This window comes from Marinobacter mobilis, from assembly GCF_900106945.1.
GTDB lineage: Bacteria > Pseudomonadota > Gammaproteobacteria > Pseudomonadales > Oleiphilaceae > Marinobacter > Marinobacter mobilis.
Genome location: NZ_FNNE01000010.1, coordinates 75,667 through 101,629 on the forward strand (window position 1 = coordinate 75,667; position 25,963 = coordinate 101,629).

21 protein-coding genes are annotated in these 25,963 nt (G+C 60.1%); 12 read left to right on the forward strand and 9 right to left on the reverse strand.

Going from position 1 to position 25,963, the window contains the following annotated elements; translation table 11 throughout:
* Positions 1–217 precede the first annotated feature (217 nt).
* The 8 genes from BLV11_RS15280 to nirD all read left to right on the forward strand — a co-directional run bounded on the left by BLV11_RS15280 (position 218) and on the right by nirD (position 10,123).
* A complete protein-coding gene (locus BLV11_RS15280) occupies positions 218–853 on the forward strand; it encodes an ANTAR domain-containing response regulator (RefSeq protein ID WP_091816456.1) in 636 nt (211 codons plus the stop codon).
* Positions 854–867: 14 nt separating this feature from the next.
* Positions 868–2,049: a CmpA/NrtA family ABC transporter substrate-binding protein gene (locus BLV11_RS15285; RefSeq protein WP_091816459.1), complete on the forward strand. Its 1,182-nt coding sequence runs from the start codon at positions 868–870 to the stop codon at positions 2,047–2,049.
* 305 nt (positions 2,050–2,354) lie between these two features.
* Positions 2,355–3,716, forward strand: coding sequence for a CmpA/NrtA family ABC transporter substrate-binding protein (locus tag BLV11_RS15290; RefSeq protein ID WP_091816462.1), 1,362 nt, complete (start codon positions 2,355–2,357; stop codon positions 3,714–3,716).
* 27 nt (positions 3,717–3,743) lie between these two features.
* The gene (locus BLV11_RS15295; RefSeq protein ID WP_091816465.1) at positions 3,744–4,739 is read left to right on the forward strand and encodes an ABC transporter permease; all 996 of its coding nucleotides are present in this window, start codon (positions 3,744–3,746) and stop codon (positions 4,737–4,739) included.
* Between the two features lie 33 nt (positions 4,740–4,772).
* The gene (locus tag BLV11_RS15300; RefSeq protein ID WP_091816468.1) at positions 4,773–5,693 is read left to right on the forward strand and encodes an ABC transporter ATP-binding protein; all 921 of its coding nucleotides are present in this window, start codon (positions 4,773–4,775) and stop codon (positions 5,691–5,693) included.
* 286 nt (positions 5,694–5,979) lie between these two features.
* Positions 5,980–7,200 carry an NAD(P)/FAD-dependent oxidoreductase gene (locus BLV11_RS15305; protein WP_091816589.1) on the forward strand — a complete coding sequence of 407 codons (1,221 nt, stop codon included), beginning with the start codon at positions 5,980–5,982 and terminating at the stop codon, positions 7,198–7,200.
* Between the two features lie 36 nt (positions 7,201–7,236).
* Positions 7,237–9,741, forward strand: a complete 2,505-nt coding sequence (gene nirB, locus BLV11_RS15310; RefSeq protein ID WP_091816471.1) for a nitrite reductase large subunit NirB — start codon at positions 7,237–7,239, stop codon at positions 9,739–9,741.
* Positions 9,742–9,754: 13 nt separating this feature from the next.
* Positions 9,755–10,123, forward strand: coding sequence for a nitrite reductase small subunit NirD (gene nirD / locus BLV11_RS15315; RefSeq protein WP_091816474.1), 369 nt, complete (start codon positions 9,755–9,757; stop codon positions 10,121–10,123).
* 85 nt (positions 10,124–10,208) lie between these two features.
* Here the strand turns inward: nirD and BLV11_RS15320 are convergent, their stop codons facing one another.
* A complete protein-coding gene (locus BLV11_RS15320; protein ID WP_091816478.1) occupies positions 10,209–12,530 on the reverse strand; it encodes a molybdopterin-dependent oxidoreductase in 2,322 nt (773 codons plus the stop codon).
* A 142-nt stretch (positions 12,531–12,672) separates the two neighbouring features.
* Positions 12,673–13,236 (reverse strand): TetR/AcrR family transcriptional regulator, encoded by a 564-nt coding sequence (locus BLV11_RS15325; protein WP_091816481.1) that lies wholly within the window; start codon positions 13,234–13,236, stop codon positions 12,673–12,675.
* Between the two features lie 197 nt (positions 13,237–13,433).
* Between BLV11_RS15325 and BLV11_RS15330 the strand changes: the two genes are divergently transcribed.
* Positions 13,434–14,804, forward strand: coding sequence for a WS/DGAT/MGAT family O-acyltransferase (locus tag BLV11_RS15330; protein WP_091816485.1), 1,371 nt, complete (start codon positions 13,434–13,436; stop codon positions 14,802–14,804).
* A 93-nt stretch (positions 14,805–14,897) separates the two neighbouring features.
* On the opposite strand, the gene BLV11_RS15335 is transcribed toward BLV11_RS15330, so the two are convergent.
* Together BLV11_RS15335 and BLV11_RS15340 are read right to left on the reverse strand one after the other, a co-directional pair.
* Positions 14,898–15,302 (reverse strand): NINE protein, encoded by a 405-nt coding sequence (locus tag BLV11_RS15335; RefSeq protein ID WP_091816488.1) that lies wholly within the window; start codon positions 15,300–15,302, stop codon positions 14,898–14,900.
* Between the two features lie 73 nt (positions 15,303–15,375).
* Entirely contained in the window at positions 15,376–16,482 is a 1,107-nt protein-coding gene (locus BLV11_RS15340; protein ID WP_091816492.1) for a helix-turn-helix domain-containing protein, read from the reverse strand.
* A 300-nt stretch (positions 16,483–16,782) separates the two neighbouring features.
* On the opposite strand from BLV11_RS15340, the gene BLV11_RS15345 reads away from it, so the two are divergent.
* Positions 16,783–17,670 carry a metal-dependent hydrolase gene (locus tag BLV11_RS15345; RefSeq protein ID WP_091816496.1) on the forward strand — a complete coding sequence of 296 codons (888 nt, stop codon included), beginning with the start codon at positions 16,783–16,785 and terminating at the stop codon, positions 17,668–17,670.
* Between the two features lie 68 nt (positions 17,671–17,738).
* Here the strand turns inward: BLV11_RS15345 and BLV11_RS15350 are convergent, their stop codons facing one another.
* The 3 genes from BLV11_RS15350 to BLV11_RS15360 all read right to left on the reverse strand — a co-directional run bounded on the left by BLV11_RS15350 (position 17,739) and on the right by BLV11_RS15360 (position 20,594).
* A complete protein-coding gene (locus BLV11_RS15350) occupies positions 17,739–18,545 on the reverse strand; it encodes a class II glutamine amidotransferase (protein WP_091816500.1) in 807 nt (268 codons plus the stop codon).
* On the reverse strand, positions 18,538–19,641 hold the full coding sequence (locus tag BLV11_RS15355) for a GGDEF domain-containing protein (RefSeq protein WP_091816503.1): 1,104 nt from the start codon (positions 19,639–19,641) through the stop codon (positions 18,538–18,540). Before BLV11_RS15355 ends, BLV11_RS15350 begins: the two co-directional genes overlap by 8 nt.
* Before the next feature lie 137 nt (positions 19,642–19,778).
* The gene (locus tag BLV11_RS15360; protein WP_091816506.1) at positions 19,779–20,594 is read right to left on the reverse strand and encodes an SDR family NAD(P)-dependent oxidoreductase; all 816 of its coding nucleotides are present in this window, start codon (positions 20,592–20,594) and stop codon (positions 19,779–19,781) included.
* Positions 20,595–20,811: 217 nt separating this feature from the next.
* On the opposite strand from BLV11_RS15360, the gene BLV11_RS15365 reads away from it, so the two are divergent.
* Positions 20,812–21,273, forward strand: a complete 462-nt coding sequence (locus BLV11_RS15365; protein ID WP_091816510.1) for an NfeD family protein — start codon at positions 20,812–20,814, stop codon at positions 21,271–21,273.
* Positions 21,274–21,275: 2 nt separating this feature from the next.
* Positions 21,276–22,313: an SPFH domain-containing protein gene (locus BLV11_RS15370; protein WP_091816514.1), complete on the forward strand. Its 1,038-nt coding sequence runs from the start codon at positions 21,276–21,278 to the stop codon at positions 22,311–22,313.
* A 34-nt stretch (positions 22,314–22,347) separates the two neighbouring features.
* Here the strand turns inward: BLV11_RS15370 and yfbR are convergent, their stop codons facing one another.
* On the reverse strand, positions 22,348–22,953 hold the full coding sequence (gene yfbR / locus BLV11_RS15375) for a 5'-deoxynucleotidase (RefSeq protein ID WP_091816517.1): 606 nt from the start codon (positions 22,951–22,953) through the stop codon (positions 22,348–22,350).
* An 11-nt stretch (positions 22,954–22,964) separates the two neighbouring features.
* Positions 22,965–25,937, reverse strand: coding sequence for a DUF748 domain-containing protein (locus BLV11_RS15380; protein ID WP_245726053.1), 2,973 nt, complete (start codon positions 25,935–25,937; stop codon positions 22,965–22,967).
* Positions 25,938–25,963 lie beyond the last annotated feature (26 nt).

The following is a 25,963-nucleotide window of genomic DNA, read 5'->3' on the forward strand; positions in this document are numbered from 1 at the left end:
TGACAAGGCGTTCAGCTCTTCAATTTGGTGCGCCATGCACCAGAATTGCACAGCTTCAGGGCACACAGCCGCCCACCAGACGCGCACGCCAGGTTACAAAATTGCGCTCCAACGCAGCGCCAGCAAAGAAAAAACATCGATTGGCAGACTATTTGCTGGGTGTAACCGCACTAAGCTCAACGCGCACGTACAGCACCGTTTTCAGAGGAATACCGTCATGACTTCAATCGACCCACTCCGCATTCTCCTTATTGATAAGGACAGCGATCGCGCCAGCCTGGTCAAAAAGGCGCTTGAACTGGAGGGGCATGAGGTGATCAGCCAGCGTCCGGACGCCACCGGCCTGACCGCTGCCGTCGCCCGGGATGAACCGGACATGGTTATCATTGATATGGACCTGCCCGATCGTGACACTCTCGAAAACATGAGCACCCTGAACGAGCACGCACCAAGACCCATTGTGTTCTGCGCCAACGAACCGGTCGACCGCGAAACCATCAAGGCGGCCCTGCACGCCGGGGTCAGCGCCTACGTCATGGACGGCCTCCAGCCGGATCGGGTACGCGCCATCATCGACTCTGCGGTGGCACAGTTTGAATCGTTCCAGGCTTTGCGCGCGGAACTTGCCGAAACCCGTACCGCCCTGGAAGACCGTAAACTGATTGAACGGGCCAAGGGCCTGATCATGAAGCGCGAAGGCTGCGATGAAGATGCGGCCTACCAGGTGCTGCGCAAGTCGGCGATGGACCACAGCGAACGGCTGTCGGTGATTGCCCAGAGGGTTATCGACATTCTGGCAGATGATGCCGGCCGCACCGCCATCGCCAGCCGGAACCTGAAACAGGCATCCTGAGGGAGCCCCTTGCGATGTCTGATTCACGCCCGGTAGCCGCCATTCCGCTGCACAAACTACCCACCTTCCAGGTTCGGCTGGGGTTTGTGCCACTGCTCGACAGCGCTCCGCTGATCATGGCCCAGGAACTGGGCCTGTTTGATGGCGAGGGACTGCACGTCGAGCTGGTTCGTGAAGGCGCCTGGGCGTCGGTCCGTGACAAGGTCAGTTTTGGTCTGATCGACGGTGCCCAGATGCTCGCGCCCATGCCCCTGACCATGTCGTTGAGCCAAGGCCAGCCAACCACTCCGGTGGTCACCGGTATGGTCCTAAGCCGCAATGGCAACGGTATTACCCTCGCCAGTAAACTGTATGATCAGCTCAAGGCCCGGGGTGCCAGTGAAGACAACCCGTTGGCCTCAGCCCAACACCTGCTCCAGCTGGCCCGTGAACGCGGCCGCCCGATCCGTCTGGCATCGGTGGCCCCCTGGTCCAGCCACGACTTGCAATTGCGTGACTGGCTCAACTCGACCGGCCAGGTAAGCTCCGAAGACGTACAAATCATCCCGGTATCACCGGTGCAGATGGTCGATGCCTTCCGCGCTGGCGCGGTCGAAGGTTGCTGCGTGGGCGAGCCCTGGAACAGCGTGCTGGAGCTCAACGGCCTCGGTCGCATCCTTCATTCCGGCCACCAGATCTGGCAGAACGCCCCGGAAAAGGTACTGGGCATGCGTGCCGACTGGGCCGAGCAGCATCCGGAAATACACCTGCGGCTGATCCGGGCCCTGCTCGGTGCCTGCCGCTGGCTCGATAACCCGGCCAACCACACTGATCTGCGTCAGGTACTGGCACGCCCGGAGTACCTAGGCAGCCAGATCGCCAATCTGGATCACCACCCGTGCAGTCTGTTCCACCCCAATCTGCACCAGCATTTTTTCCGTAACTCAGCCAACTTCCCCTGGCTGTCCCAGGCCCACTGGCTGGCCACCCGGCTGGAATGCCACGGGCAGCTCGGCGCATTGTCGATCGACACCGTGAAGTCAGTGATCCTGCCCGAGCTTTACCGCCAGGCCGCCGACACCTTCGGCATCGACACCCCCCTTGTTGATGGCAAAACCGAAGGCCGTCATCGCCTGCCGTTCACCCTGACCGGTCGCCATGGCCCGGTCAATGTATCCAGCGACAGCCTGATCGGCGATCAACTCCACGAGTGGTAACCCCGCCACTCGTGCGCCGTGGTGAGGCGCCGGATTCAAAGTTGTGCACCCACACCGCCGACCTTCCCTGAAAACTCCCCTACACCCATATTAAACCTCTGTTTTTAAAGAATTTTAATAACTGGCACGGACTCTGCAATACGAATCATAGAAACGTTCACTGAACAACCTGTCAGCTGATTCGTCAGCCGACCCACAATGTGTTCCAGCTTTGGCATAGGCGCCCGTCTTCCTCTCGGAAGACCCGCGCCTTTTTTGTTTTCAGGCACTGTTTTTTGATTCAAGAACCCTCAAGGGAGAGAGTTATGACAAAGAAGCCGTTTATCGCATTGACCCTGGCCTGTGCCAGTTGGCTGACCGCACCGGCGCTGGCCGCCCTCGGCGAGCCGGAGAAGCCGGATCTCAAGCTCGGTTTTATCAAGCTGACCGACATGGCGCCGCTGGCGGTTGCCTGGGAACAGGGCTACTTCCTGGATGAAGGCCTGTTCGTGGAACTCGAGGCCCAGGCTAACTGGAAAGTGCTGCTGGACCGGGTAATCACCGGCGAACTGGACGGCGCCCATATGCTGGCCGGACAACCACTGGGCGCAACCATCGGCTATGGCACCCAGGCCGACATCATCACGGCCTTCAGCATGGACCTCAACGGCAACGGCATCACCGTCTCTAACGATGTCTGGGAAGACATGCGGGAGCACATCCCCAACCAGGCCGACGGCAGCCCTCAGCATCCGATCAGTGCCGCCGCTCTGAAGCCGGTCGTCGATGCCTACAGCGAACGCGGCGAGCGCTTCCCCATGGGCATGGTATTCCCGGTCTCCACCCACAACTATGAATTGCGGTACTGGCTTGCTGCCGGCGGCCTGAACCCCGGGTACTATGCCCCCCAAAGTGGCGACACCAGCGGCACCCTGCAGGCCGACGTGCACCTGTCAGTGACTCCGCCCCCACAGATGCCCGCCACGCTTGAGGCCGGCACCATCAAAGGTTACTGCGTGGGTGAACCGTGGAACCAGCAGGCGGTGGCCAAGGGCATCGGCGTACCGGTCATCACCGACTACGAAATCTGGCCCAATAACCCGGAAAAGGTCTTTGGGGTGACCGAGCAGTGGGCCGAGAAATACCCCAACACCCACTTACACCTGTTGCGTGCCCTGATCCGTGCCGCCTACTGGCTGGACGAGAACAATAACGCCAACCGGGAGGAGGCCGTGCAGATCCTGTCCCGTCCCAACTATGTCGGCGCTGATGCCCAGGTCATTGCCAACTCCATGACCGGCACCTTCGAATACGAGAAGGACGACGTACGCCCGGTGCCGGACTTCAATGTGTTCTTCCGCTACTACGCCACCTACCCGTACCCGTCTGACGCCATCTGGTACCTGACCCAGATGCGCCGCTGGGGCCAGATCCCCGAAGCCAAGCCCGACAACTGGTACATGGAAACCGCCCGCAAGGTTTATCGCACTGACATCTACGAAGCAGCCGCACAGTCGCTGATCGATGACGGTCTGATGAGTGCCGAGGACTTCCCGGAGCTGGGCGCTGAAAACTTTGAACGTCCCGAGCAGGGCGAGCTGATTGATGGCGTGCCTTTCACCCCACGGACACCCAACGCCTACATCGACAGTTTCGCCATTGGCCTGAAAGGCCAGGACACCCCTTAATCCGAACGCACGTACCGGAGGCTTGAGATGAGCACCATCACCCAGTCACAGAACCCGGCGCCAGCACCGCGCTGGCTGAACACCCTGACGGACTACCTGTCTCCAGGGGCGCTGGCCCGAAGCAGCCGCAATCTGTTGCTACCGATCATTGGCATCGCCCTGTTCCTGGTGTTCTGGCAATTGACCGCACCCAAGGTCGACACCTCACTGGGCAGCTTTCCGGCGCCGACCGATGTCTGGGAACAGGCTGGCCAGCTCTGGCAGGAACACGCCAGTGAACGGGAACGGGCAGACCGCTTCGTAGAGATGCAGGAAGCCCGTAACGCCCGCATCCTGGCCAGCAACCCCGACGCCGAGGTCACCATCCGCCCCTATCCCGGGGCGCCCACCTTCTTTGACCAGATCGGCACCAGCCTGGTCACCGTGTTGTCCGGCTTTCTGCTGGCCACGGTGATCGCCGTGCCCCTGGGGGTGCTGGTGGGCCTCAACCGTTATTTCGCGGCGGCCATCAATCCGCTGATCCAGATCTTCAAACCGGTATCGCCGCTGGCCTGGCTGCCGCTGGTGACCATGGTCGTCTCGGCGACGTACGTCAGCGATGACCCGATGTTCGAGAAAGCCTTCCTGACCTCGATGATCACCGTCACCTTGTGCAGCCTGTGGCCAACGCTGATCAATACCAGTTTCGGCGTGGCCGCCGTGGACCCCGACCTGGTCAATGTTTCACGGGTACTGCGGCTGTCGTTCTGGACCCACACCCGCAAGGTCGTGTTGCCCTCGTCGGTGCCGATGATCTTTACCGGGTTGCGGGTGTCCCTGGGGATCGCCTGGATGGTGCTCATTGCGGCCGAGATGCTGGCCCAGAACCCGGGCCTCGGCAAGTTTGTCTGGGATGAGTTCCAGAACGGCAGCAGCCAGTCGCTGAGCCGCATCATGGTGGCCGTGCTGGCCATTGGCTTCATCGGCTTCCTGCTGGATCGCCTCATGCTGCTGATCCAGAAGAAAGTTGCCTGGAACGAATAATCCACTGCCCGTTGCGTAAGCGAGGAACCCATTATGAACAAGCCACATCTTGAACTGACCGGCGTCGACATGGCCTTCGATACCCCCAAGGGGCAGTTTCTGGCCCTGGACAACGTCAACCTGAAAATCCGCAAGGGCGAGTTTGTCTCGCTGATCGGCCACTCCGGCTGCGGCAAGTCCACGGTACTGAACATCGTCGCCGGGCTGTTGCAGGCAACCCGCGGCGGCTGCGTGCTGGACGGCCACGAGGTGAACACCCCGGGGCCGGAGCGTGCCGTGGTGTTCCAACACCACGCGCTGATGCCCTGGCTGACGGTGTACGAAAACGTCGAACTGGCGGTCAACCAGGTATTCCGCAAGACCATGAGCAAAAAAGAGAAGCGCGACTGGATCCTGCATAACCTGACGCTGGTCAACATGCAGCACGCCATCGACAAGCGTCCGGGAGAGATTTCCGGGGGCATGGCTCAGCGAGTTGGCATCGCCCGGGCGCTGTCCATGAAACCCAGCGTGCTGCTGATGGACGAACCCTTCGGCGCCCTCGATGCACTGACCCGGGCCCACCTGCAGGACGCACTGATGGCCATTCAGCAGGATCTCAACAGCACCGTCATCATGATCACCCACGACGTGGATGAAGCCGTGCTGCTGTCCGATCGCATTGTCATGATGACCAATGGCCCAGCCGCCAGCGTCGGCGAGGAACTGCACGTGGATCTGCCCCGGCCCCGGAACCGGGTGGCCCTGGCCGATGACCCGACCTATGTCCACTGCCGCCAGGCGGTGCTGTCCTTCCTGTATGAGAAGCAGACCTTCCCGGGCAAGTCAGAACCCGCCAGCACGGCCACCGAGGCCAGCACCGACAGCAACGCCGAGGTCGAGGCCCATACCCCGGCCACCGTGCCCACAGACCGCGAGGTCAACGACCAGCCACAACAACGGGCCATTGCCTGAGTTCCCTGATCCCGGCGCCGGCACCTCCGCATCGCCCCAACCTGGTGCAAACGAACCAGAGCAGGGCAGCCAGGCGCCGGGAAATTTTCCTGAGCGCGGCACGAACCCGCGTTTTTAAGGGAATACACAGGTTGGCACGCTTCTCGCTTTAATTAAATCAGGATGGGGTCACCCGGCCGGAGCCGGACGGGCCATCCAATCTTCGTTGTTGGCAATGTTGCCGGACTACCGATTCTTCCGTGAGGGAGATGGGGTACTCCGGCTTTTTTATTTGGGGCGGAAAACGATGAACAATACCCTGGTTATCTGTGGTCATGGCATGGTCGCCCAGCGTCTGCTGGAGCGGTTGTGTGCGCAGCCGAAGCCAGCGTTCTCGCGAATTGTGGTGCTCAGCGGCGAGCCCGCCCCTGCCTATAACCGCATTCAGCTGTCGTCCCTGCTGGCCGGGGATGCCAAAGAAGACAGCCTGACCCTGAAACCGGACGACTGGTTCCAGCGCCACGGCATTGAACGCCGCCACGGCGACCCGGTGGCGCGGATCGACCGGGAGAACCGGGAGGTCATCACCGCCAGCGGTCATCGAGAGGCTTACGGCAAACTGGTCATTGCCACCGGCTCCCGTTCCGCCCGCCTCGGCCTGCCCGGGGAAGACCTTAATGGCGTGGTCGGTTTCCGCGACCTGCGCGACACCCGCACCCTGATTGAACTCAGCCAGAAATACCGCCGTGCGGTGGTCATCGGAGGCGGCTTTCTGGGTCTTGAGGCGGCCGAAGGCCTGCGCTGCCGGGGCATGTCGGTAACGGTACTGCACCGCAGCAGCCACCTGCTGAATCGCCAGCTCGACCGGGTCGGCGGCAGCCTGCTGGAGCAAGCCCTGCAGGAGCGTGGGCTTAATGTCCGCACCGGGACCTCCCCCCTGTCACTGCTGGGCAAGCAACAGTTGCGGGCCGTGCAACTGGCAGACGAAACCCTGATCAGCACCGATCTGGTGGTGGTCGCTGCAGGGATCACCCCCAATGCGGAACTGGGCCGAGACGCCGGCCTCGACTGTGACCGCGGCATTCAGGTCAACGGCCAGATGCAGACCAGCGACCCCGACATTTACGCCCTGGGCGAATGCTGCCAGCTCGGTAAAGAGACCTTCGGTCTGGTGGAGCCGGGCTACGAACAGGCCGACGTACTGGCCCGGGTGCTCAGCGAGAAAGACAGCAACGCCTGCTTTGAGCCCTCGGTCCTCGCGACCCGGCTCAAGATCAGTGGCATCCCTATTTTTTCCAGTGGCCAGACCGAAGCGGACGACCGTACCGAGTCTGTGGTCTGGCAAGACTATGAAACCAACCGTTACTGCCGGCTGATGATCCGTGATCAGCGCCTCACTGGAGCCGTTCTGTTCGGCGAAACCAGTGACGGCCCCTGGTACCACGAGCGCATCCGTCACGCGGACGATATTACGCAATACCGGGCCAACCTGGCATTCGGGAAAGATTACTGCAACGCGGCAGCATGAACCGAGCCCGGACTTGATGAGATGAGAGGAAACACCATGAGCAAGAAAAATCTGATAGTGGTTGGTAACGGCATGGTCGGCCACCACTTCCTTGAACAGTTCGTCGAATCCGAAGCTGCCGCCGCGTTCAATGTTGTGGTCTTCGGTGAGGAACCTCTGTTGGCCTACGACCGGGTTCACCTGTCTGAATATTTCACCGGCTCTACCCATGCCGACCTCGCCATGGGCACCGCCCAGTGGTATGCCGACAAAAACATCGACCTGCACCTGGACGAACAGGTCAGCGAGATTGACCGTGACAACCAGCAGGTCATCACCCCCAAGGGCAGCTACCCCTACGATGAACTGGTACTGGCCACCGGCTCCTTCCCGTTTGTGCCTCCCATTGAAGGCAACAACGGTCCGGACTGCCTGGTCTATCGCACCCTGGATGATCTCGACCAGATCCGCGCCAGCGCCGAAGGCGGCAAGGTTGGCGTGGTGGTCGGCGGTGGCCTGCTGGGCCTGGAAGCGGCCAACGCGCTCAAGAGTCTGGGTCTGGAAGCCCATGTGGTGGAATTCGCGCCACGGCTGATGCCCGTGCAGCTCGACGCCGACGGCGGCGGTCTGCTGCGTCGCAAGATTGAAGAACTCGGCGTGCAGGTACACACCGAAAAGGCCACCACCGCGATTGTCGAGGGTGACGAGTGCCGCCTGCGCATGAACTTCAGCGATGACACGCATCTGGAAACCGACCTGATCGTATTCTCTGCCGGTATCCGCCCTCAGGACGCCCTGGCCCGCAGTTCCGGCCTGGACATCGGCGAGCGTGGCGGCATCGTCATCAACAACCAGTGCACCACGTCCGACCCGCACATCCACGCCATCGGCGAGTGCGCCCTGTGGGACGGCCGTATCTTCGGTCTGGTTGCCCCGGGTTACACCATGGCCCGCACCCTGTCCGGCGCCCTTAACGGCGACAGTGAAGCGGCCTTCACCGGTGCCGACATGAGCACCAAGCTGAAGCTGCTGGGGGTTGACGTCGGCTCCATCGGAGATGCCCATGGCCAGACCCCGGGTGCCCGCAACATCCAGTTCAACGACGGTGCCAACGGCGTTTACCGCCGCATGGTCATCAGCGAGGACGGCAAGAAGCTGCTCGGCGCTATCCTTGTGGGCGACAACGGCCCCTACGACACCCTGCTGCAGTACGCGCTCAACGGCATCGAGCTGCCGGCCAACCCGGAGGCGTTGATCCTGCCGGAATCCGAAGGCGGCGCCCCGGCGCTGGGCCCGGATGCCCTCCCAGACACGGCGTCCATCTGTTCCTGTCACAACGTTACCAAAGGCGACATCTGCGGCGTTATCGATGCCGGCTGCTGCGACCTCGGCAGTGTCAAGGGTGAGACCAAGGCCAGCACCGGTTGTGGTGGCTGTGCCGCGCTGCTGAAGAATGTGGTCGACTGCGAACTGGAAAAACGCGGTGTGGAAGTCAGCAAGGACATCTGTGAACACTTCCCGTACAGCCGTCAGGAGCTGTTCCACCTGGTCAAGGTCAACGGCATCCGCACCTTCCACCAGCTGATCCATGACCATGGCAAGGGCCACGGTTGCGATATCTGCAAACCGGCGGTGGGCTCCATCCTGGCGACGGTGTGGAACGAGCACATTCTCGCCACCGACCACGTTGCCCTGCAGGACACCAACGACACCTTCATGGCCAACATGCAGAAGAACGGGACCTACTCGATCGTGCCACGGGTTCCCGGCGGTGAGATCACCCCCGACAAACTGATTGTGCTGGGCGAAGTGGCCAAGGAATACGACCTGTACACCAAGATCACCGGAGGTCAGCGCATCGACCTGTTTGGCGCCACCCTCAGTCAACTGCCGGAAATCTGGGAAAAGCTGATCGCCGCCGGCTTCGAGACCGGCCACGCCTACGGCAAATCACTGCGGACCGTAAAATCCTGTGTTGGCAGCACCTGGTGCCGCTACGGCGTGCAGGACAGCGTCGGCATGGCGATCCTTCTGGAAGACCGTTACAAGGGTCTGCGCTCCCCTCACAAACTGAAAATGGCGGTGTCAGGCTGTACCCGTGAGTGTGCCGAGGCCCAGAGCAAGGACATTGGCGTGATCGCCACCGACAAAGGCTGGAACCTGTATGTCTGCGGTAACGGCGGTATGCGTCCACGCCATGCCGATCTGTTCGCCACCGACCTCAGTGATGAGGAACTTATCCGCGCCATTGACCGCGTGCTGATGTTCTACGTCCGCACCGCCGACCGTCTGCAACGCACCAGCGTCTGGCTGGAAAACCTGGAAGGTGGTCTCGACTACCTCAAGAAGGTGGTACTGGAGGACAACCTGGGTATCGGCGAAGAGCTGGATGCGCACATGCAGACCGTGATTGACACCTACCAGTGCGAGTGGAAGACCGCCGTGGAAGACCCCGAGAAGCGCAAGCGCTTCCGCGAGTTCGTCAATGACGAACGCAAGGACCCCGTACAACAGTGGACTCAGGAGCGCGGCCAGCGTCGTCCTGTCATCGAAACCGCCTGAGGAGGAAATCAAGATGAGCAACAAGACCCAGTGGCAAAGTGTGTGCAGCGTCGATGACCTGATCGCGGAATCCGGTATTGCGGTCTGGACCGCGGATGGCCCGGTAGCGATCTTCTATCTGCCCAACCGCATCCCGTGCCTGTTCGCCATCGGCCACACCGACCCGTTCAGTGGCTCCAACGTACTGGCTCGAGGCATCACCGGCGACCTTAAAGGTCAGCCGGTGGTGGCCTCACCGCTGTACAAGCAGCATTTCAACCTGGAAACCGGAGTCTGCCTGGAAGATGATGCCGTGCAGGTGCCAACCTACCCGGTACTCCTCGATGGCAACAACGTGGTGCTGGAAGTACCCGTCAAGAGTCAGGTCAAAGAAATCGCCTGATTCCTGAGCCGTTTAAGGAGGGCCGCCACTGGACGGCCCTCCTGTCAGCCCCCAGGCGATTGATCGCCCAGTTGCCCGGAGCGCCTCAACCTGTAGCGCCGGCGGAGGCCTCCTCACCCGCAGTTTCTTCGTCCGTTCCCCTCTTGATCACTTTTTCCAACTGAACCGGCACGTGCTTGTGGAACGGAGTGCGGGACAGGGGGTCACAGTAGTCCAGGCTGGTCAGACGGTTCAGCTCCGGCCCAATGGGCCCCTCATTCCGAAAGCGCATGCCATAACCGTGAGGCAGGGTCACCATGCCGGCACGGACGCTGTCATCCACATCCACAACCGCTTCAATGCAGCCCCAGGGCGAACGGCACTGAATCCGGTCACCGCTGATCACACCCAGGGATTCCGCATCCCCGGGGTGTATCCTCATCGCGCCGTGTGGGTCCACCTTGCGCCAGGCCGGGTCCCGGTAGATCTGGTTGGCGTTGTAACTGCGCCGCTCACCCGCCATCAATACAAACGGATAATCCGTATTGGCATGCGATTCGACGCCAAGGTCCTTAAGTTCATCCAGCATTTCGGGAATGGCCAGATGAATACGACCATCCTTATGGGCAATGAAGGTCCACAGATCGTCAAATTCGTGTTCACTGAGCAGAACCCCGGATCGGCCATCGAGAATCGCCCGGAACAGGTTGGTCCCCAGAGTTATCCGGTTACCCTTGTGACCGGCGCGTTTGACTGCAGCGTAGTGCTTCTGGGCATAGGCGATCGCCAGCGGTAACAGGGGTGCAGTTGCTGCGGCGCTGTCAGGCAGGGTCTGCCCCAGAGTACGATAGAGAATAGAGGCGGCATAAGGCACCCAATGGCGATTCTTCGCCAGGGCCCCGGCAAACGCCGCCATGAACCCAAGGTGATAGCCCCGGCCGCCTTCTATGCGGGCGATCCGTTCCAGTTTGGGGAAACTCGCCGGTAGCACGCCCATCTTTTCCAGTAGCCGGGTGTAAATTTCCGGCTCGGGCAACGTGCCTTCCCGGGCTGGGAGCAAGGGATGGCGCAGGTGGAAGCCATTTACAGGGAATTCAAGGTTAAAGCCGGTGGCCTCCCATTTCTCGAACTGGGACGACGCCGGTAACACATAATCGGCAGCCCGGGCGGTTTCGGTCATGGTCACGTCCACCACCACACTGAGTTCAAGGGCAGCAAACGCTTTCTCGTAGGCACCCGTGTCGGTCCAGGTGACCAAGGGGTTGGCACTGTCGACAAATACCGCCCGAATCCGGTTTTCGCCTTCGTGGAGAATCTCATCCGGCAGAATGTTTGGCGGGTAGATCCCGGCAATGGGAAACATCCCATGATGCGCCGTACGCTTGAACTTGGGCTTGCGCTCGTCGGTGTGCCCCAGGATGGGCAACAGGAAACTGTGCAGGTTGTTCCCGCCACGGATGCCGAAATTGCCGGTCATCAAATACAACAGCTTTTCCAGATAGCCGTTCAGGGTGGTGTGCAGTGTCTGCTGGATGCCAAGATCGATCCTTACACAGGCGGTGTGGGCCTTGGCGAAGCCCCGTGCCACCGCCTGCAGCTGGGCCAGGGGAATGTCCGCCCGTTCAGCATAGTCTGCCACCGGGATCGCCAGCAGTGCCTGTTCGACCTGTTCAAACCCCAGGCATCGGCGGCTCAGGAACGCCCGGTCATGAAGGCCTTCACTCACGATAATGGCGAGCATGGCGCTCATCAGGTAACTGTCGGTACCGGGCCGCAATTGCAGATGGATGTCGGCCATCCTGGCGGTCTCCGAGCGCCGTGGGTCGATCACAACCATGGTGCGACCGGGGTCCTTCTGGAGATGTTTCAGGGTATCCCGGGCATTAGGGATACCGTGAGCCTGAAACGGGTTGGTCCCGATGAACAACACAAAATCCGCATGTTCCACATCTTCGGTGGTGTGGCAGGTCTGGCTGCCAAACAGCCGGCCATTCACCCAGAAATCCCCGGTCTTCTCCTGGCCCAGGGAATTGTAGCTGTAGCGGCTCTTCATCGCCGTCAGCAACTGCCGGCTGTAGGCCCCTCCTAAATGGTTGCCCTGACCGCCACCGCCCAAAAAGGCGAAGGCATCGCCCCCGTGACGTTCGCGAATGACCGTCAGGCGCTGGGCAATGTCCTCCAGCGCCTCGTCCCAACTGACCGGCTTGAACGATCCATCGGGCTGGCGTTGCATCGGGCTGGTCAGACGATCGTCGTGATTCTGGTAATGCTCCAGGCGTGCCGCTTTCTGACAGATATAGCCGTGGGTCAGCGGATGAGCCTTGTCACCCCGGATTTTCTTCAGGTGTGATCCTTCAACCTCCACACTCAACCCGCAGTTACGGGAACACAGGATGCAGGCGGTAGTATCGGTGCGGCTGGTGATCATGGCGTTCTCTCCTGGTGAACAACCCGCGAACGGGTGCGGACATTCCAACAATAACTAAACGATCATTTAGTTAACGATCATAAGCCATTTATCCCGCCATCGCCTTTGGCGTTACGGGCCAGTTCAGGCGACAACCCGCAAATCAGTCCCGGGCCTGTTCCCCGGCCAACTGACGGCATGCATTCAACAATTCCTCCTGCAATTCCGTCGAGGCCAGTGCTCGCCCGATGCTCACAGCACCGACACCCAGAGCGATGACCGCCCAGGCTCTGGCGTCATCACCAAGCTCCTCGGTCAGGATCACATGAAGCTCTTTCAGGCCGTGTTCATAGGCCTGCTTCACATCATCACCCGCGCGGGCGACTTCACTGCTAAGCCCCGGCAACGGGCAACCATCCTCAGGATGATCCAGGTGCCAACGACTAAAATAGTCATTGACCATCGCCTTATAACGCGCCTTACCGGCAGCCCGGCCCGCAAGCTTCTGCAGACGCTGCCGGGTATTGTCCAGTTCGCTGGCAATGATTTCCCGGAACAACTGCGTCTTGGACCTGAAATGGCCGTAGAAAGCCCCACCGGTCAATCCCACCGACCGCATCAGGGCGTCCACGCCGGTCGTACCGAAACCTGCGGTCTTGACCAGGGCACCGGCTGAGGCCACCAGCTGCTTATGGGTTTCGGCTTTGTGATGGGCGGGGTATCTCATAACATCTCCAATCGCTATGACCACAGTATTGATGGCAATGATTGCAGTATATCCGTTCAGTAAAGACTCCGCCGACCGGACTCCGGTCACTGACCCTTTCGGCAACCGCGCAAGTTTGCATTGCCACTTCCGTTCTCCAGTAATTACAGTACCATCGGGAAAACATCCAATAATGACAATCTCAAGAGGACCAGCCCTTGAAGCTGCTCAGCCCGGCCGACCAGTTGTTTCTGTGGCTCGAAAAACGTCAACAACCGATGCACGTTGGCGGACTTCAGCTGTTCTCGTTTCCCGAAGGTGCCCCCGATGACTACGTTGCGCAACTGGCCGATCAGTTACAGCAGCAAACCGCCATTACGGCACCGTTTAATCAGCGTCTGACCAGTCGGCTGGGACAAAGCTACTGGACCGAAGACCACCAGTTCGACCTTGAGCACCACTTCCGTTTTGAAGCGTTGCCCACGCCCGGGCGCATCCGTGAGCTGCTGGCCTTCGTGTCTGCCGAGCACAGTCACCTGATGGACCGGGAACGACCATTATGGGAGTTCCACCTGATTGAGGGCTTGCAGGACCGGCGCTTTGCCGTCTATACCAAGGTCCACCACGCCCTGGTGGATGGCGTATCTGCCATGCGAATGATGAAGCGGATGATGTCGTCTGATCCCGACCAGCGCGACATGCCGCCGATCTGGAACCTGCCTGCCCGACAGCACCAAGAAGACCGGCCCCGGCCCTCGCTGATGAATAATCTGTCGCACCTGCTGGGCGAATCCGGCAAACAGCTGGGCACGGTACCAACGGTGGCACGGGAACTGCTGCGTACCATCAATGAGGCACGCCGCAATCCGGAATACGACTCGATCTTTCACGCTCCCCGCTGCATCCTGAACCAGAAGGTCACCGGTTCCCGGCGTTTTGCCGCACAGTCATACAACCTCAGCCGCATCAAGGATGTCGGCGCCGCCTTTGGTGCCACCGTCAACGATGTGGTGATGGCAATGTGCGCCAGCGCCCTGCGCAGCTATCTGCTGAGCCAGAACGCGTTGCCGGATAAATCCCTGGTGGCCATGGTGCCGGTATCCCTCCGTAAGGACGACAGCACCGAGGGCAATCAGGTGGGCATGATCCTCGCGGGCCTGGGCACGCATCTGAGCGACGCAGCCGATCGCCTTCGCCATATTCATCTGGAGGTAAACGAGGCCAAAGAGCGTTACGCCAACATGACCTCTGAGGAAATCATCAATTACACCGCGCTGACCCTGGCACCGGCCGGCTTCCACCTGCTGACCGGGATGGCGCCGAAATGGCAGACGTTCAACGTGGTGATTTCCAATGTACCCGGCCCCCAGGAACCGTGCTACTGGAATGGCGCGAAGTTGGAAGGGATGTATCCGGTGTCCATCGCGATGGACCGGATGGCGCTGAACATGACGCTGACCAGTTATTGTGACCAGATCGAGTTCGGGCTGATCGGTTGTCGCCGCACCCTGCCCAGCCTGCAACGGCTGCTGGACTACCTGGAAGACGGCCTCACGGAACTGGAGCAGGCTGCGGGGTTGCAGCCCTGAGCGAAACCAAGGAGCCCTGAGTGAAACAATGGGCTTGAGCGGAATCAAGAGCCCCGAGTGTCATGACACCCGGGGCCGGAGGAAGCAAGGCATTCAGTAACCAGACTGCTCGCGGTTCTTCATCGAGATCTGGTCGTTGAGGGTCCAGAAATCGTAGAGCACCCCGATCAGGAACAGGCCGCCGGTAAACAGATAAATAATACCCGTGATCCATTTACCCATGTACATCCGGTGCACACCAAACACCCCCAGGAAGGTCAGCAGCAACCAGCTGATGTTGTAACTGGTACCTCCGGCCTGGAATCGCATGTCAGCCTCGCGGTCCATCGAAGGGATCAGGAACAGGTCAATAATCCAGCCAATAAAAAACAGGCCCAGTGTAAAGAACCAGATGGTTCCGGTTACCGGCTTGCCGTAGTAGAACCGGTGAGAACCGAGAAACCCGAAAATCCAGAGCAGGTAACCCAACACTTTGCTGTGGGTATTCGCTTGTTGCATATCTGCATCTCCTTATAAACCGACCGTGTAACGTTGATGACGTAGCAGAACTGAAGGATTCCGGCAGAACCGCTCAGGGCCCAATTTCCGGCGCGGGATCGGGGCCGTCTTCGCGAAATTCACTGGCAGACTTACCGGTCCACTTACGGAAAGCCCGGCTGAAATTGGACAGATCGGCATAGCCCAGCTCGTAGGCGATCTCGCTCACCGACTGATTGGTGTAACGCAGCAACTGGATGGCACGGTCCTTGAGCACCTGCTCCACAATCTCCCGATAGGTGGTGTCTTTTTCGGCCAAGCGCCGCTTCAGGGTCCGCGATGAGACACAGAAGCGCTCGGCCATGGTCTCTAGCGAGGGCAATGGGCCCGGCATGATGTGCAGCATGTTGCGGATCGCGTAGGTGATGTCGCCCTGATCCTTGAGCGCTTTCTGCAGCTCGAACTCGCACTGGTCGCGGGCCATCTTGGAGGCATCAGCATCCGCCAGGCGCATACGCGCGTCCAGCAGCTTCTTGGGAAAGACAATCATTTCTTCCTGCTGCTGGTAGCTGATGTCCGCCGGCAACTGATCCGCAAACTGGGCAAAATAGTCCGGTTCCGGACCGGTCAGATGCACTTTGATACCAGGAATCTTGCCATTGGTCAGCGGAAAGCCCATTTCTTCTGCACTGGAACGGTCGATCAACTGGTCCGCCAGCATCAGTAACGTGGTTGCCACGGTTTCCGCCAGGAAGTGGTAGAGCCCCGGCACATCGAATTCTGCGCGCAGGGTGACCAGGACACGATCACCCGCATCGTTGATGTTCATGGTCAGGAAGGGCACCCGAAGCTGCAGGTAACGGCGCACCGAATCGATGGCCTCGCCCATGGTCGGACTGGTCAGGGCCGCCAGCCCCAGGGTACCGTGAATGGTGACCCGCAATTCACGCGCCAGCATGAAGCTCAGGCCCTGGTGTCCGGCCAGTTTCAGCGCCCGCTCGGCCATCACCATGGCATCCGTTACGAAGACCCTGCTGTTATTGGCCTTGAGGTCATCCGCGCTGAAGCTCAAGCCGTCATAGAGCTGGCGTTCATTATGACCGAGTTTGCCCACCGTCTCCGCGAGTACCCGCAGGTATACCCCGGGAACCAGGAACAGTCCCAGCATCTGCCGTTCTCTATCCGGGCCGTTATTTGCCATGGTACGTCCTATTTAAGGGATGGAGCATCGTCCGCTGCGGCAACGCCTCATCAGGTTTTCAGTTACGGTGGCCTCGGCAGATGCTACCACGAACTGACACCCTCCCGGGTAGTGGCAAGCCCGCCTCCCGCGAGGTGTCATCTCGGTCAACCAAGCAATTGCTTGGCCCATTATCCACGGCCAACGTCCTGTTTTCGTCTGTTTTCTGGCCAGCATCCCCGACACACTGGAACCATAACCACAGCGCGCATCCATCAAACCAAAAAATATCTATAAAGCGCCCAGGACAGGAGTTCCATCATGCCGACAACAGGTCGTACCCAAACCGTCAAGACCCGTACACCGGACAACGTTACCATCAAACCCCAGCGCATGGGCTTTGAGTTTAGTGAGAAGACGCCCCGTTACTGGCTCGATAACAGCTACTTTATCAGCCACACAATGAATGCCCTGTCGGTACTGTTTCCCCAGGGAGAGCAGTTCTTTGTGGATTCGGTCCGTTATTTCCGCGACCAGATCACCGATCCGAAAATGAAGGAAGAAGTGCGCGGTTTCATTGGCCAGGAAGCCATGCATTCGCTGGAACATATGACCATGAACCAGCATGTCCGCGATCAGGGCATGCCGGTGGAAGAGCTGGAGAAGCAACTCAGTGTGATTCTGGGCATTGCCAAGAAGCTGCCCAAGCGCCATCAGCTTGCCATCACCTGCGGCCTAGAGCACCTGACGGCCATGCTGGCTGACATGCTGCTGGAGCGCAACGATGTCCGCGAAGACATGCACGAGTCCATGCGCACGCTCTGGGTATGGCACGCCATCGAAGAAACCGAGCACAAGGCGGTAACTTTTGATGTCTTCCAGCAAGTAGGTGGCAGCTACGCTGAACGCACCTTCTACCTGGCGTTCTCCACGGCGATGCTGGGGGTTGTCGCGTCTGCCTTTACCGCCCAGATGATGCTCAAGGACCCGAAAGGGTTCAGTCTGAAGGACAGCGCCAAGAGCCTGTGGCGGATGTGGGGCAAAGACGGCACGTTCTCAAGCCTGATCCCCACCTGGCTGGAATACTTCAAGCCGGGCTTCCACCCCTGGGATCACAACAACAGCGAGCTGATCGAGCGCTTCAAGGCCCAGGTCAGTGAGAAAATCGCGCCCCAGTTCAAGACCGGCAACCGTCGTACCCTGCAGTAATTGCTCCGGCGCACCGAAAGAAGGACAGCCCCGGCTGTCCTTCTTCATTAGCCTGACGGCCCACCCCGTCAGTCTGTGGGTGGGCGCGGATAATCCGGCACCCCGACCACACCCGAGGCCATAACCTCGCCCTTGCGCCACAACCGCCACTCCCCGGGCTGGTACAGTTCCCAGCGCTCGTCGGTGGTCAGCGGCTCGGTGACAATGACACTGACAATGTCATTGGCGGTGGTTTCAGCCTCGAAATCAACGATCACATCGGCGTCTTTGAGCCGGGCCGGCCCGAACGGTGCGCGCCGGGTAATGCTGGCCATCTTGGTGGTACAGAAGGTAAACAGCCAGTCACCATTGCTCAGCAGCAGATTGAACACCCCCCGCCTGGCGTAGCCCTCGGACAATTTCACCAGCCGTTCACTGAGCCCCTCCAGGGAGTCGCTACGCTGGCCCTGCGCCCGCATCCGGTTAAGCAGGTCGCAGAACACCTGCTCGCTGTCGGTATCGCCGACCGGCTCATAAAATCCTGGCTCGGCCCGGAAACCCTCCAACTGGCCGTTATGGGCAAACGTCCAATACTGGCCCCACAGTTCCCGGATAAAGGGGTGGGTGTTGGCCAGGCAGATCGAACCGACATTGGCCTGACGGATGTGGCAGATTGCCACTTCGCTCTTGATGGGGTGAGTCTGCACCACCTCGGCTATGCGGGAACTCGCACTGGCACCGGATTCGTGGAATGCCCGCACGCCCTTACCTTCGTAGAAAGCCACGCCCCAGCCATCACGGTGCGGGCCCGTGTCGCCACCGCGCCGGGTGAGACCGGTAAAGCTGAAACACAAATCAGTGGGGGTATTGGCACTCATCGCCAACAGCTCACACATCGGCAACATCCTTGCTTGGCGTGGCTTCAACGGCAGGGTTGTCACCACTCTCAACCACATTCCGCCCTCCGCGCTTGCCTTGGTACAGGCGCCGGTCAGCGATACGGAACAGGGTATCGGCCTGGTGACCGTCCCTGGCGGAGTGGGCAATGCCGAACGATGCGGTGACCGCAATGTCGTCGCCGCGGTAACTCAGACGGGTCTCGGCGATACGCTCCCGCACCTCTTCAATCAATTGGACCGTGTCGTCCGGAGCCACATCCCGCAACAGCAGACCAAATTCCTCACCACCCAGCCGGCCGACGGTGTCGGTACCACGCAGGCGTTCGGTCAGGGCCCGACTGACCAGGCGCAACAGACGGTCACCGGCATCATGGCCAAAGGTGTCGTTCACCTGCTTGAAGCGGTCGAGATCAAGCACCACCAGGGCATAGGGAATGTTGCTGCGGCGGCACTCGGCGATGGTGCGGGCCAGTAGTTCGTGGAAGCGGTTTCGATTGACCAGCCCGGTGAGGGGGTCGGTCTGGGCCATATTGACCAGGCGCTGACGGGTTTCTTCCCGACGCTGCTCATAGAGGTGAATAAACAGCAGCATCAGCGTTGAACCGAGCAGCAGATTGAGAAAATCGATGGCACTGCGGGCAGAGTGGATACTGTCGAGAAAATACAGGTAGCCCAGACAGCCGCCGATCATAAACGGCAAACACAACAGCAGCCCCTGACGCTTGCCAAGCAACAGATATGACAGCACCGGCATCATCAGCACCCAGATCGACGCCGAGATCGAGGCCTCGGGTACAATGATGATGATATTGAAGAAGGTGAACAGCGGAATCAGGTAACCATAGATCCAGCGTTGCAGATAACGGCTGTGCCCGAGCCGCCAGAAGCCGATGGCCAGCAGCGCCGAGGCGACCAGTTCGGCAAAGGCGAGGGTGGTGTGGCCGTTGGCAATCTGCAGCAGGGCAAAGGGGACCAGTGACACCGCCGTGACAATATAGAGCCAGCGCGCCAGTAATCGGCGGTGGCTGTCACTCAATCCAGGACGGTAGTGGACAGAAGTTCCAGCGGGGTAGGTTTGGCGCGGTGCGGTCATGACAGTTTGGTCCAAGCGATAGCGCCAGTATAAGTTCTTGGACCAGAGAGTAAAACTGTTCGGTCGGACGATGAGCCCCTGGAACGACGTCAGACGCCATTCAGGGGCTCAGCCGACGCCCCCACAGGGGCCTGCTATCAGTTGTACAGGTTCTTGCGTGAGAAACGGGCGACCAGCGGCTGGTAAGCGGCACCCAGCAGACGGTTGAGGGCATCGATCCCCCAGGCATCCGGCCCTACCAGGATACGGGACTCGTCACGCAGAATACCTCTGATGATGGTTTCCGCGGCTTTCTCCGGCGTGGTCATGGCCAACTTGTCGAAGCCCTTGCGCTGGGCATCGGCGTTCTCTGAAACACCCATGCGGGCGGCGTTGGCAATGTTGGTGCGAATACCACCGGGATGGACACAACTCACAGCCACCGGCTGGCCCTCGAGCTGCATTTCCTGACGCAACGCTTCGGTAAAGCCCCGCACGGCGAACTTGGCCGCGTTGTAGGCACTCTGCTTGGGAACGCCAATCAGGCCAAAAACACTGGACACGTTCACCACATGGCCGTCGCCAGAGGCAATCAGGTGAGGCAGGAACGCGCGGGTTCCATGGGCAACGCCCCAGAAATCGATGTCCATGATCCACTTGAAGTCTTCATCGGTCATTTCACGTACCGACGCCGACAGGGCAACACCGGCATTGTTGATGATCAGGTTGACCTGACCGAAGTCCTTGGCGACCTCGTCGGCGTGGGCGTAAATGGCATCACGATCCGACACATCCAGCAGGTAGGTGCGAACCTCACTGGCCCCGCAGCTTGCTGCGGCTTCCTTGAGTCCGGCCTCGTTGACATCAGACAGTGCCAACCGACAGCCACGAGCCGCCAGCAAATGGGCCAGGGCACGACCGATACCGGAACCTGCGCCGGTAACCACTGCAACCTTGTTGTTCAACTCTTTCATAGACCGTGACCTCTTGTTGTTCGGCTCGTAAGTTGGCAGAGCAATTACTCTAATTTCATTCACTGTATCATCTCGGCCAAACCGGCCTATGGCAGCAAATCTCGGCGGCTTCGGACGTTTCGGTCAGTCCGCAATCCCGACGGGTTTCACGGGACGGCAGCAACCCCATTGGTTACAATCGGTTTTTTGATGTTTTCACAACCTGGCGGAACTGTTTATGGAATGGAGTCTTACCCATCTCTGGTTGATTCTGGCCCTGGTGCTGAGCCTGGCCGAACTGGCGTCGGGCGTCCTGTTACTGCTGGCGCTGGGCATCGCTGCCGCGCTGACAGCCATCGTGGCGTACCTCGATGCGCCCTTTGAATGGCAACTCGTGGCCATGGGGGTGTTCTCCGGCATTCTGGTCCCGGTGGCCATTCGCTGGATCAAACCCCGCTTTTCCCCCAGGGGTGTGGCGTACGGCACCACCGGCACCGGCGTCGAATCCGGGCAGCGCTACCGCACCCTCAAACGGGATTACGATGGTGCCAGCGGCATCAAGATTAATGGCGACTTCTACCGCCTGCGGGTAACCCCCGACAATCTCACCGACCTGCCGGAAGGCACTGAAGTCGTGTTCGACACATTCGATGGCACCACAGCCGTGGTCCATTGCGTCAACCCAAGCAAGGAGCAATAAGCATGGAATCCCTGATCAGTCCCAGCCTTATCATCAGCCTGATTTTCATGGCCGTCGGCATTTTCATCATTGCCAAGGGCGTGGTGATCGTTCGCCAGTCAGAAGTCATGGTGATTGAGCGCCTGGGCTCATTCAACCGGGTGCTGGAAAGCGGCATCAATATCATCATCCCATTCATTGAGCAGGCCCGGCCCATCACCATGATCCGCTACGTCAAGATGGGGCAGGACTACCACCCCGTGGTCAGCGACGAAGTACGCATCGATCGCCGGGAAACGGTCATGGACTTCCCCGGTCAGCCGGTTGTCACCACCGACAACGTGACCGTCTCCATTAACGGTGCGCTTTATTACCAGATTATTGACCCCCGCCGCGCGGTATACGAAGTAGCGAACATGAGTCAGGCGGTGGAGGTACTGGCGAAGACCACACTGCGTTCCGTGGTGGGCAAGATGGAACTCGACAAACTGTTTGAGTCCCGCAGTGAGGTCAACAACGCGATCCAGTCCGAAATGGAAGAACCCGCGTCCAAGTGGGGGGTCAAACTGACCCGCGTGGAAGTCCAGGACATCAGCATGCCGGAGGAAGTGGAAGAGGCCATGCGCCTGCAGATGGCCGCTGAGCGTAAGCGTCGGGCCACCGTGACTGAGGCTGAAGGTGAAAAGGCGGCCGCCATCGCCATGGCCCAGGGCCAGCGCGAATCCGCCATCCTCAACGCCCAGGGCGACAAGGAGTCTGCCATCCTTCGTGCCCAGGGTGAGCAGGAGTCCATTCGTCTGGTCCTCAGCGCCATGGGCGACTCCGAAGACAACAAACAGGCTGTTATTGGTTACCTGCTGGGACAGAGCTACATCAAGGCCCTGCCCACCATGGCGAAAGACGGCGAGCGGGTGTTCGTGCCCTACGAGTCGTCAGCGCTGCTCGGGTCCATGGGCATGTTCCGCGAACTGGCCGGCAGCCCGGAAGATGCCGCCCGCAACCTGTTGCGCAAAGACGGCCTCCGTGGCGGTATGGTCGGTGGCTCCGCCGCCGGCGCCTGAACGCAATAACAGACCGGATGCTGGCAGCCGCACTCTAGTGCGGCTGCTCCAGCAGATGATCCAGCGGCTGCTGGTATCCGGGGGCAAACACCTCCAGAAAGTACTGCACTTCCGGCAGGTTTTCCTGCTGCAGGCGATGATAGATCTGCTTCGCGGCTGGCTCGAACTCGCCGTTACCGGCCTGGATTTCGGCCCGGCACTTGAGCAGGGCCGACAAGCGGTCTGCGGCCTTGACCAATTCCCGGGTTTCCCGACACCAGAGGGCCTCGCTCAGGTAGGGCGCAAAATCCTCCTGCAACGCATCCGGCAGTAGTCCCAACAGCTCATGCTGGGCCTTGTGCTCGATATCCCCGAATACTTCCCGCATCACCTTCGAGTGGTATTTCACCGGCGTTGGCATGTCGCCGGTGATCACCTCGGTGGCATCGTGGTACAACGCAGCCGTGGCGATGCGGTCAACGTCCACCGAACCGCCGAAGTGGCGGTTGCGAATCAACGCCAGGGCATGGGCCAGGGTGGCCACCTCCCAGGAATGGGTGGCGACGTTCTCCTCGATGGCATTGCGCATCAGGCCCCAGCGCTTGATCCAGCGCAGGCGGGAAATGTAGGCAAAAAAGTGGCTCAGCGGCTTTTGCGTCATCGCGAATGCCCCTATGAACGCGCGTCGAGGGTGAATTGCACGGCCACCTCGCCGTCCTCATTGCCGGAGGCATTCAGCTGGGGATCCCGCAGGAACAGCTGGTCAGGCGGAATCTCGTACTGCTGCAGCAACTGGCGCTGCAGCCCCTGACCCCGAGCCAAAGCCAGGTTGCCAAAGGCTTCCGGCGGCAGGTTGAGATCCTGGGTCAGTGCTTTTACCAGTGCAATTTCCCAGTCCTGAGGGTTGTCTCCCTGTTCACTCCGCATGACCTCCAGAGCATCGCTGCCATTGACCCGACGGTATTCCCCTTCAAGCCGGTCAATTCGCTCTGAGGTCACCAGCTCGCCATTCAACCCGATACGCCGCGCCAGCACCTGCTGTTTCAACACCAGTCCGTCCAGCTCCTGGGACACGGCACCGCGGATGTTCAGCACCAGTTCGCTACGTTCCTGCAGGGCCTGGGCCAGCGCACTCAGCTTTTCCTCTTCGCCGGCCACCAGATCCTCACTACCGGCTTCGAAATAGACCGTGCCCAGCTCTTCAGCAGACAAGCCGGCCAGTTCAGCCATTGATCCCAGCATGCTGAAGGGCGAGGCGGCCGCCTTGACCAGCAGGTTGACGAACGCCCGCGCCACCACCCGGCCCACCCGGAACTCGGGATCGTTCAGGTCGCCTTCCACCGGCAGGTCCACTTCAATCACACCATCACGATCCCGCAACAAGGCCAGCCCCAGCTCCACAGGCGCATTGACCGCATCCTCGCTGTCCACTTCCTGGCCCAGCTCGAGCTGGTCAAGGATCACCAGATTCTCCGCCTTGATGTGCTCTCCGGTGATCTGATAAGTGAGATCCAGATTGAGCTTGCCACTGTCAACGTTGTAGCCGACATAGCGCCCGAAATAGGGACTCAGGGTCGGCAACGACAACTGGCTCAAATCAAGCTTGAGTTCGGTCGTGTCTTCACCGCCAAGTGCCCCCAGGGAGCCGCCAAAATCAACCCGGCCAAGTTCACCGATCCGGCCCTTGATGGCCACGCTGCCCTGTTGTGGCGCAATGTTACTCAGCCCGGTCACGGTTCCGTTGAGTTCATGCACCCGGGTCGCGAAGGTCGGCGTAATATTGCGATCGGTGTAGGACACCGCGCCATCCTGCAGCACGAATTCCCCAATGCGGAAAATCATACCTGGCTCGCCACCGTCCTCAGCCTCGCCCTCTTCAGGGGCCGCGGAGGCTTCCCCAACCCTGGCAATCCGGCTCACATTCTCGTCACCGTCCTCATTCTTGGTGACCTGGACTCTCGGGGCAGACAGCGTGACGGTACCGATTTCCAGCCGCGCCGGTGACAGGTTGTACTCGATTGGCGCCAGCTGCAGGGTCTGCCAGCCCAGCAGGGGCTCGTCATCGTCTTTCAGCCCCAGGTCCAATGCCTTAAGCTCACCGGTGCCGCTAAAGGTGCCGGTCATGGGGTCCTTCTGCCCGTCCAGATCCAGCTCGCCGTCCACGGTCAGCCGGCCATCACGAATGACCAGATTGGTGGCCATCTGCACATAAGGTTCAAACTGGCCCAACACCACCTCATTGGCCGACAACGCGGTTTCCAGGGTAAACGGCACCAGGGTTGCCTGACCGCGGGCCCGGAGGTTACCGCCAGCCACCAGATTCGCCGCCAGCTCATAAGGCACAGGCTCCTCAAACTGCTGGCTGAGTTTACCGATGCTCAGATCAATGCCCTGCAAGGCCAGATCCACCGGGGTGTCCAGCTGTTCGTCCCGCCACTGGACCTGGCTGCCACTGACCGCAATTTCGTCCACTGACCAGCGGAAGCCGGCACCATCGCCAGTACCAGCCTCACCGTCCGCTTCAGCGGCCGATGGTGTTGCGGCGGCCAAAGGTCGCAGCCAGTTGAGTTCGCCATCGGCACCCTTGACCGCTGACACCTGCAAGCCGTCGACCGCCACCTTCGCGATCCCGGCATAATGTTCACGCAAGCTGAAATTGATGCCAGACACATCAACACGGTTGATCGATAACTGCGGTGTATCATCGTCGCCGGCAATAGCCAGCGCCAGTGCCCTGATGCCCAACGTGCCGTCGCGGGTAATCAGTGAGATGCCATCACCACCAAGCAATTCGTAGTCGGATTCCAGGGTAACGCTACCGCTCTGCAGGGAATACGGCATCACTTCCTGGATAAAATGGGCGATGATTGCGGAATCGATATCCGCTATACGCAGGTGGCCGCTGGAATGGAGAGGGCTTACACTCAGGCTGCCCGCCCAGGAGAAGGTGGTCTTCTCACCCAGCGCGCCCTCCAGGCTGTAGTTGCTGTTGCTGCCATCACGGGAATAGGTCGCCAGATCACTGATGCCGAAATCCAGCGGAGAAATACTGAAACTCTCCGGCTGCGCCATACTGAAGTCCCGGAACATCAGTTCACCACCGGAAATCTGCAGCTTGCCAAGATAGATTTTCGGTCCGCTACCGGCTTCCTCGGGTTCCGCAGGGGCCGCGTCAGGCTCATCCACCACCGGGTTATGCGCCTGCCAGTCACGGGCAAAGTTGACGTTATAATCTTCCAGCAGATCGAGCCGGATGTTGGGCTCCACCAGCTCGATGGTGTCGAACGCCACCACGCCGGTGACCAGCTGCCAGAAACCCAGATCCACATAGAAACGGTCAAAGGCCAGCACCGGCTCGGCATTGGCATCCTGAGCCGCCAGCCCGGTCACCTCCACGGTCATCGCAAACGGATTGACCGAAATGTTCTCCACCGTGGTCTGCCAGCCCATGTACTGCTGGGCCTGGGTCGGCAGATTCCGCTCCAGCCACCAGGGCAGTCCGGCAAAACCCGCAAGGGCATACAACACCACCACCAGCGCTGCCCAGAACCAACCCCGTTTGTATACGGCCTTTACTGTGTCCTGCTTTGCCTTTGCCGAACCCGGCTGTACATCACCCTGACTTTCTTCGCCTTGCTTTGCCACCGCTGACTCCCATTTGCCGGCCTGCA

Excerpts from the sequence above, each read along its gene's own strand:
- BLV11_RS15280 (WP_091816456.1), top strand. The coding sequence starts at position 218 with ATGACTTCAATCGACCCACTCCGCATTCTCCTTATTGATAAGGACAGC.
- BLV11_RS15285 (WP_091816459.1), top strand. The coding sequence starts at position 868 with ATGTCTGATTCACGCCCGGTAGCCGCCATTCCGCTGCACAAACTACCC.
- BLV11_RS15290 (WP_091816462.1), top strand. The coding sequence starts at position 2,355 with ATGACAAAGAAGCCGTTTATCGCATTGACCCTGGCCTGTGCCAGTTGG.
- BLV11_RS15295 (WP_091816465.1), top strand. The coding sequence starts at position 3,744 with ATGAGCACCATCACCCAGTCACAGAACCCGGCGCCAGCACCGCGCTGG.
- BLV11_RS15300 (WP_091816468.1), top strand. The coding sequence starts at position 4,773 with ATGAACAAGCCACATCTTGAACTGACCGGCGTCGACATGGCCTTCGAT.
- BLV11_RS15305 (WP_091816589.1), top strand. The coding sequence starts at position 5,980 with ATGAACAATACCCTGGTTATCTGTGGTCATGGCATGGTCGCCCAGCGT.
- nirB (WP_091816471.1), top strand. The coding sequence starts at position 7,237 with ATGAGCAAGAAAAATCTGATAGTGGTTGGTAACGGCATGGTCGGCCAC.
- nirD (WP_091816474.1), top strand. The coding sequence starts at position 9,755 with ATGAGCAACAAGACCCAGTGGCAAAGTGTGTGCAGCGTCGATGACCTG.
- BLV11_RS15320 (WP_091816478.1), bottom strand. The coding sequence starts at position 12,530 with ATGATCACCAGCCGCACCGATACTACCGCCTGCATCCTGTGTTCCCGT.
- BLV11_RS15325 (WP_091816481.1), bottom strand. The coding sequence starts at position 13,236 with ATGAGATACCCCGCCCATCACAAAGCCGAAACCCATAAGCAGCTGGTG.
- BLV11_RS15335 (WP_091816488.1), bottom strand. The coding sequence starts at position 15,302 with ATGCAACAAGCGAATACCCACAGCAAAGTGTTGGGTTACCTGCTCTGG.
- BLV11_RS15340 (WP_091816492.1), bottom strand. The coding sequence starts at position 16,482 with ATGGCAAATAACGGCCCGGATAGAGAACGGCAGATGCTGGGACTGTTC.
- BLV11_RS15345 (WP_091816496.1), top strand. The coding sequence starts at position 16,783 with ATGCCGACAACAGGTCGTACCCAAACCGTCAAGACCCGTACACCGGAC.
- BLV11_RS15350 (WP_091816500.1), bottom strand. The coding sequence starts at position 18,545 with ATGTGTGAGCTGTTGGCGATGAGTGCCAATACCCCCACTGATTTGTGT.
- BLV11_RS15355 (WP_091816503.1), bottom strand. The coding sequence starts at position 19,641 with ATGACCGCACCGCGCCAAACCTACCCCGCTGGAACTTCTGTCCACTAC.
- BLV11_RS15360 (WP_091816506.1), bottom strand. The coding sequence starts at position 20,594 with ATGAAAGAGTTGAACAACAAGGTTGCAGTGGTTACCGGCGCAGGTTCC.
- BLV11_RS15365 (WP_091816510.1), top strand. The coding sequence starts at position 20,812 with ATGGAATGGAGTCTTACCCATCTCTGGTTGATTCTGGCCCTGGTGCTG.
- BLV11_RS15370 (WP_091816514.1), top strand. The coding sequence starts at position 21,276 with ATGGAATCCCTGATCAGTCCCAGCCTTATCATCAGCCTGATTTTCATG.
- yfbR (WP_091816517.1), bottom strand. The coding sequence starts at position 22,953 with ATGACGCAAAAGCCGCTGAGCCACTTTTTTGCCTACATTTCCCGCCTG.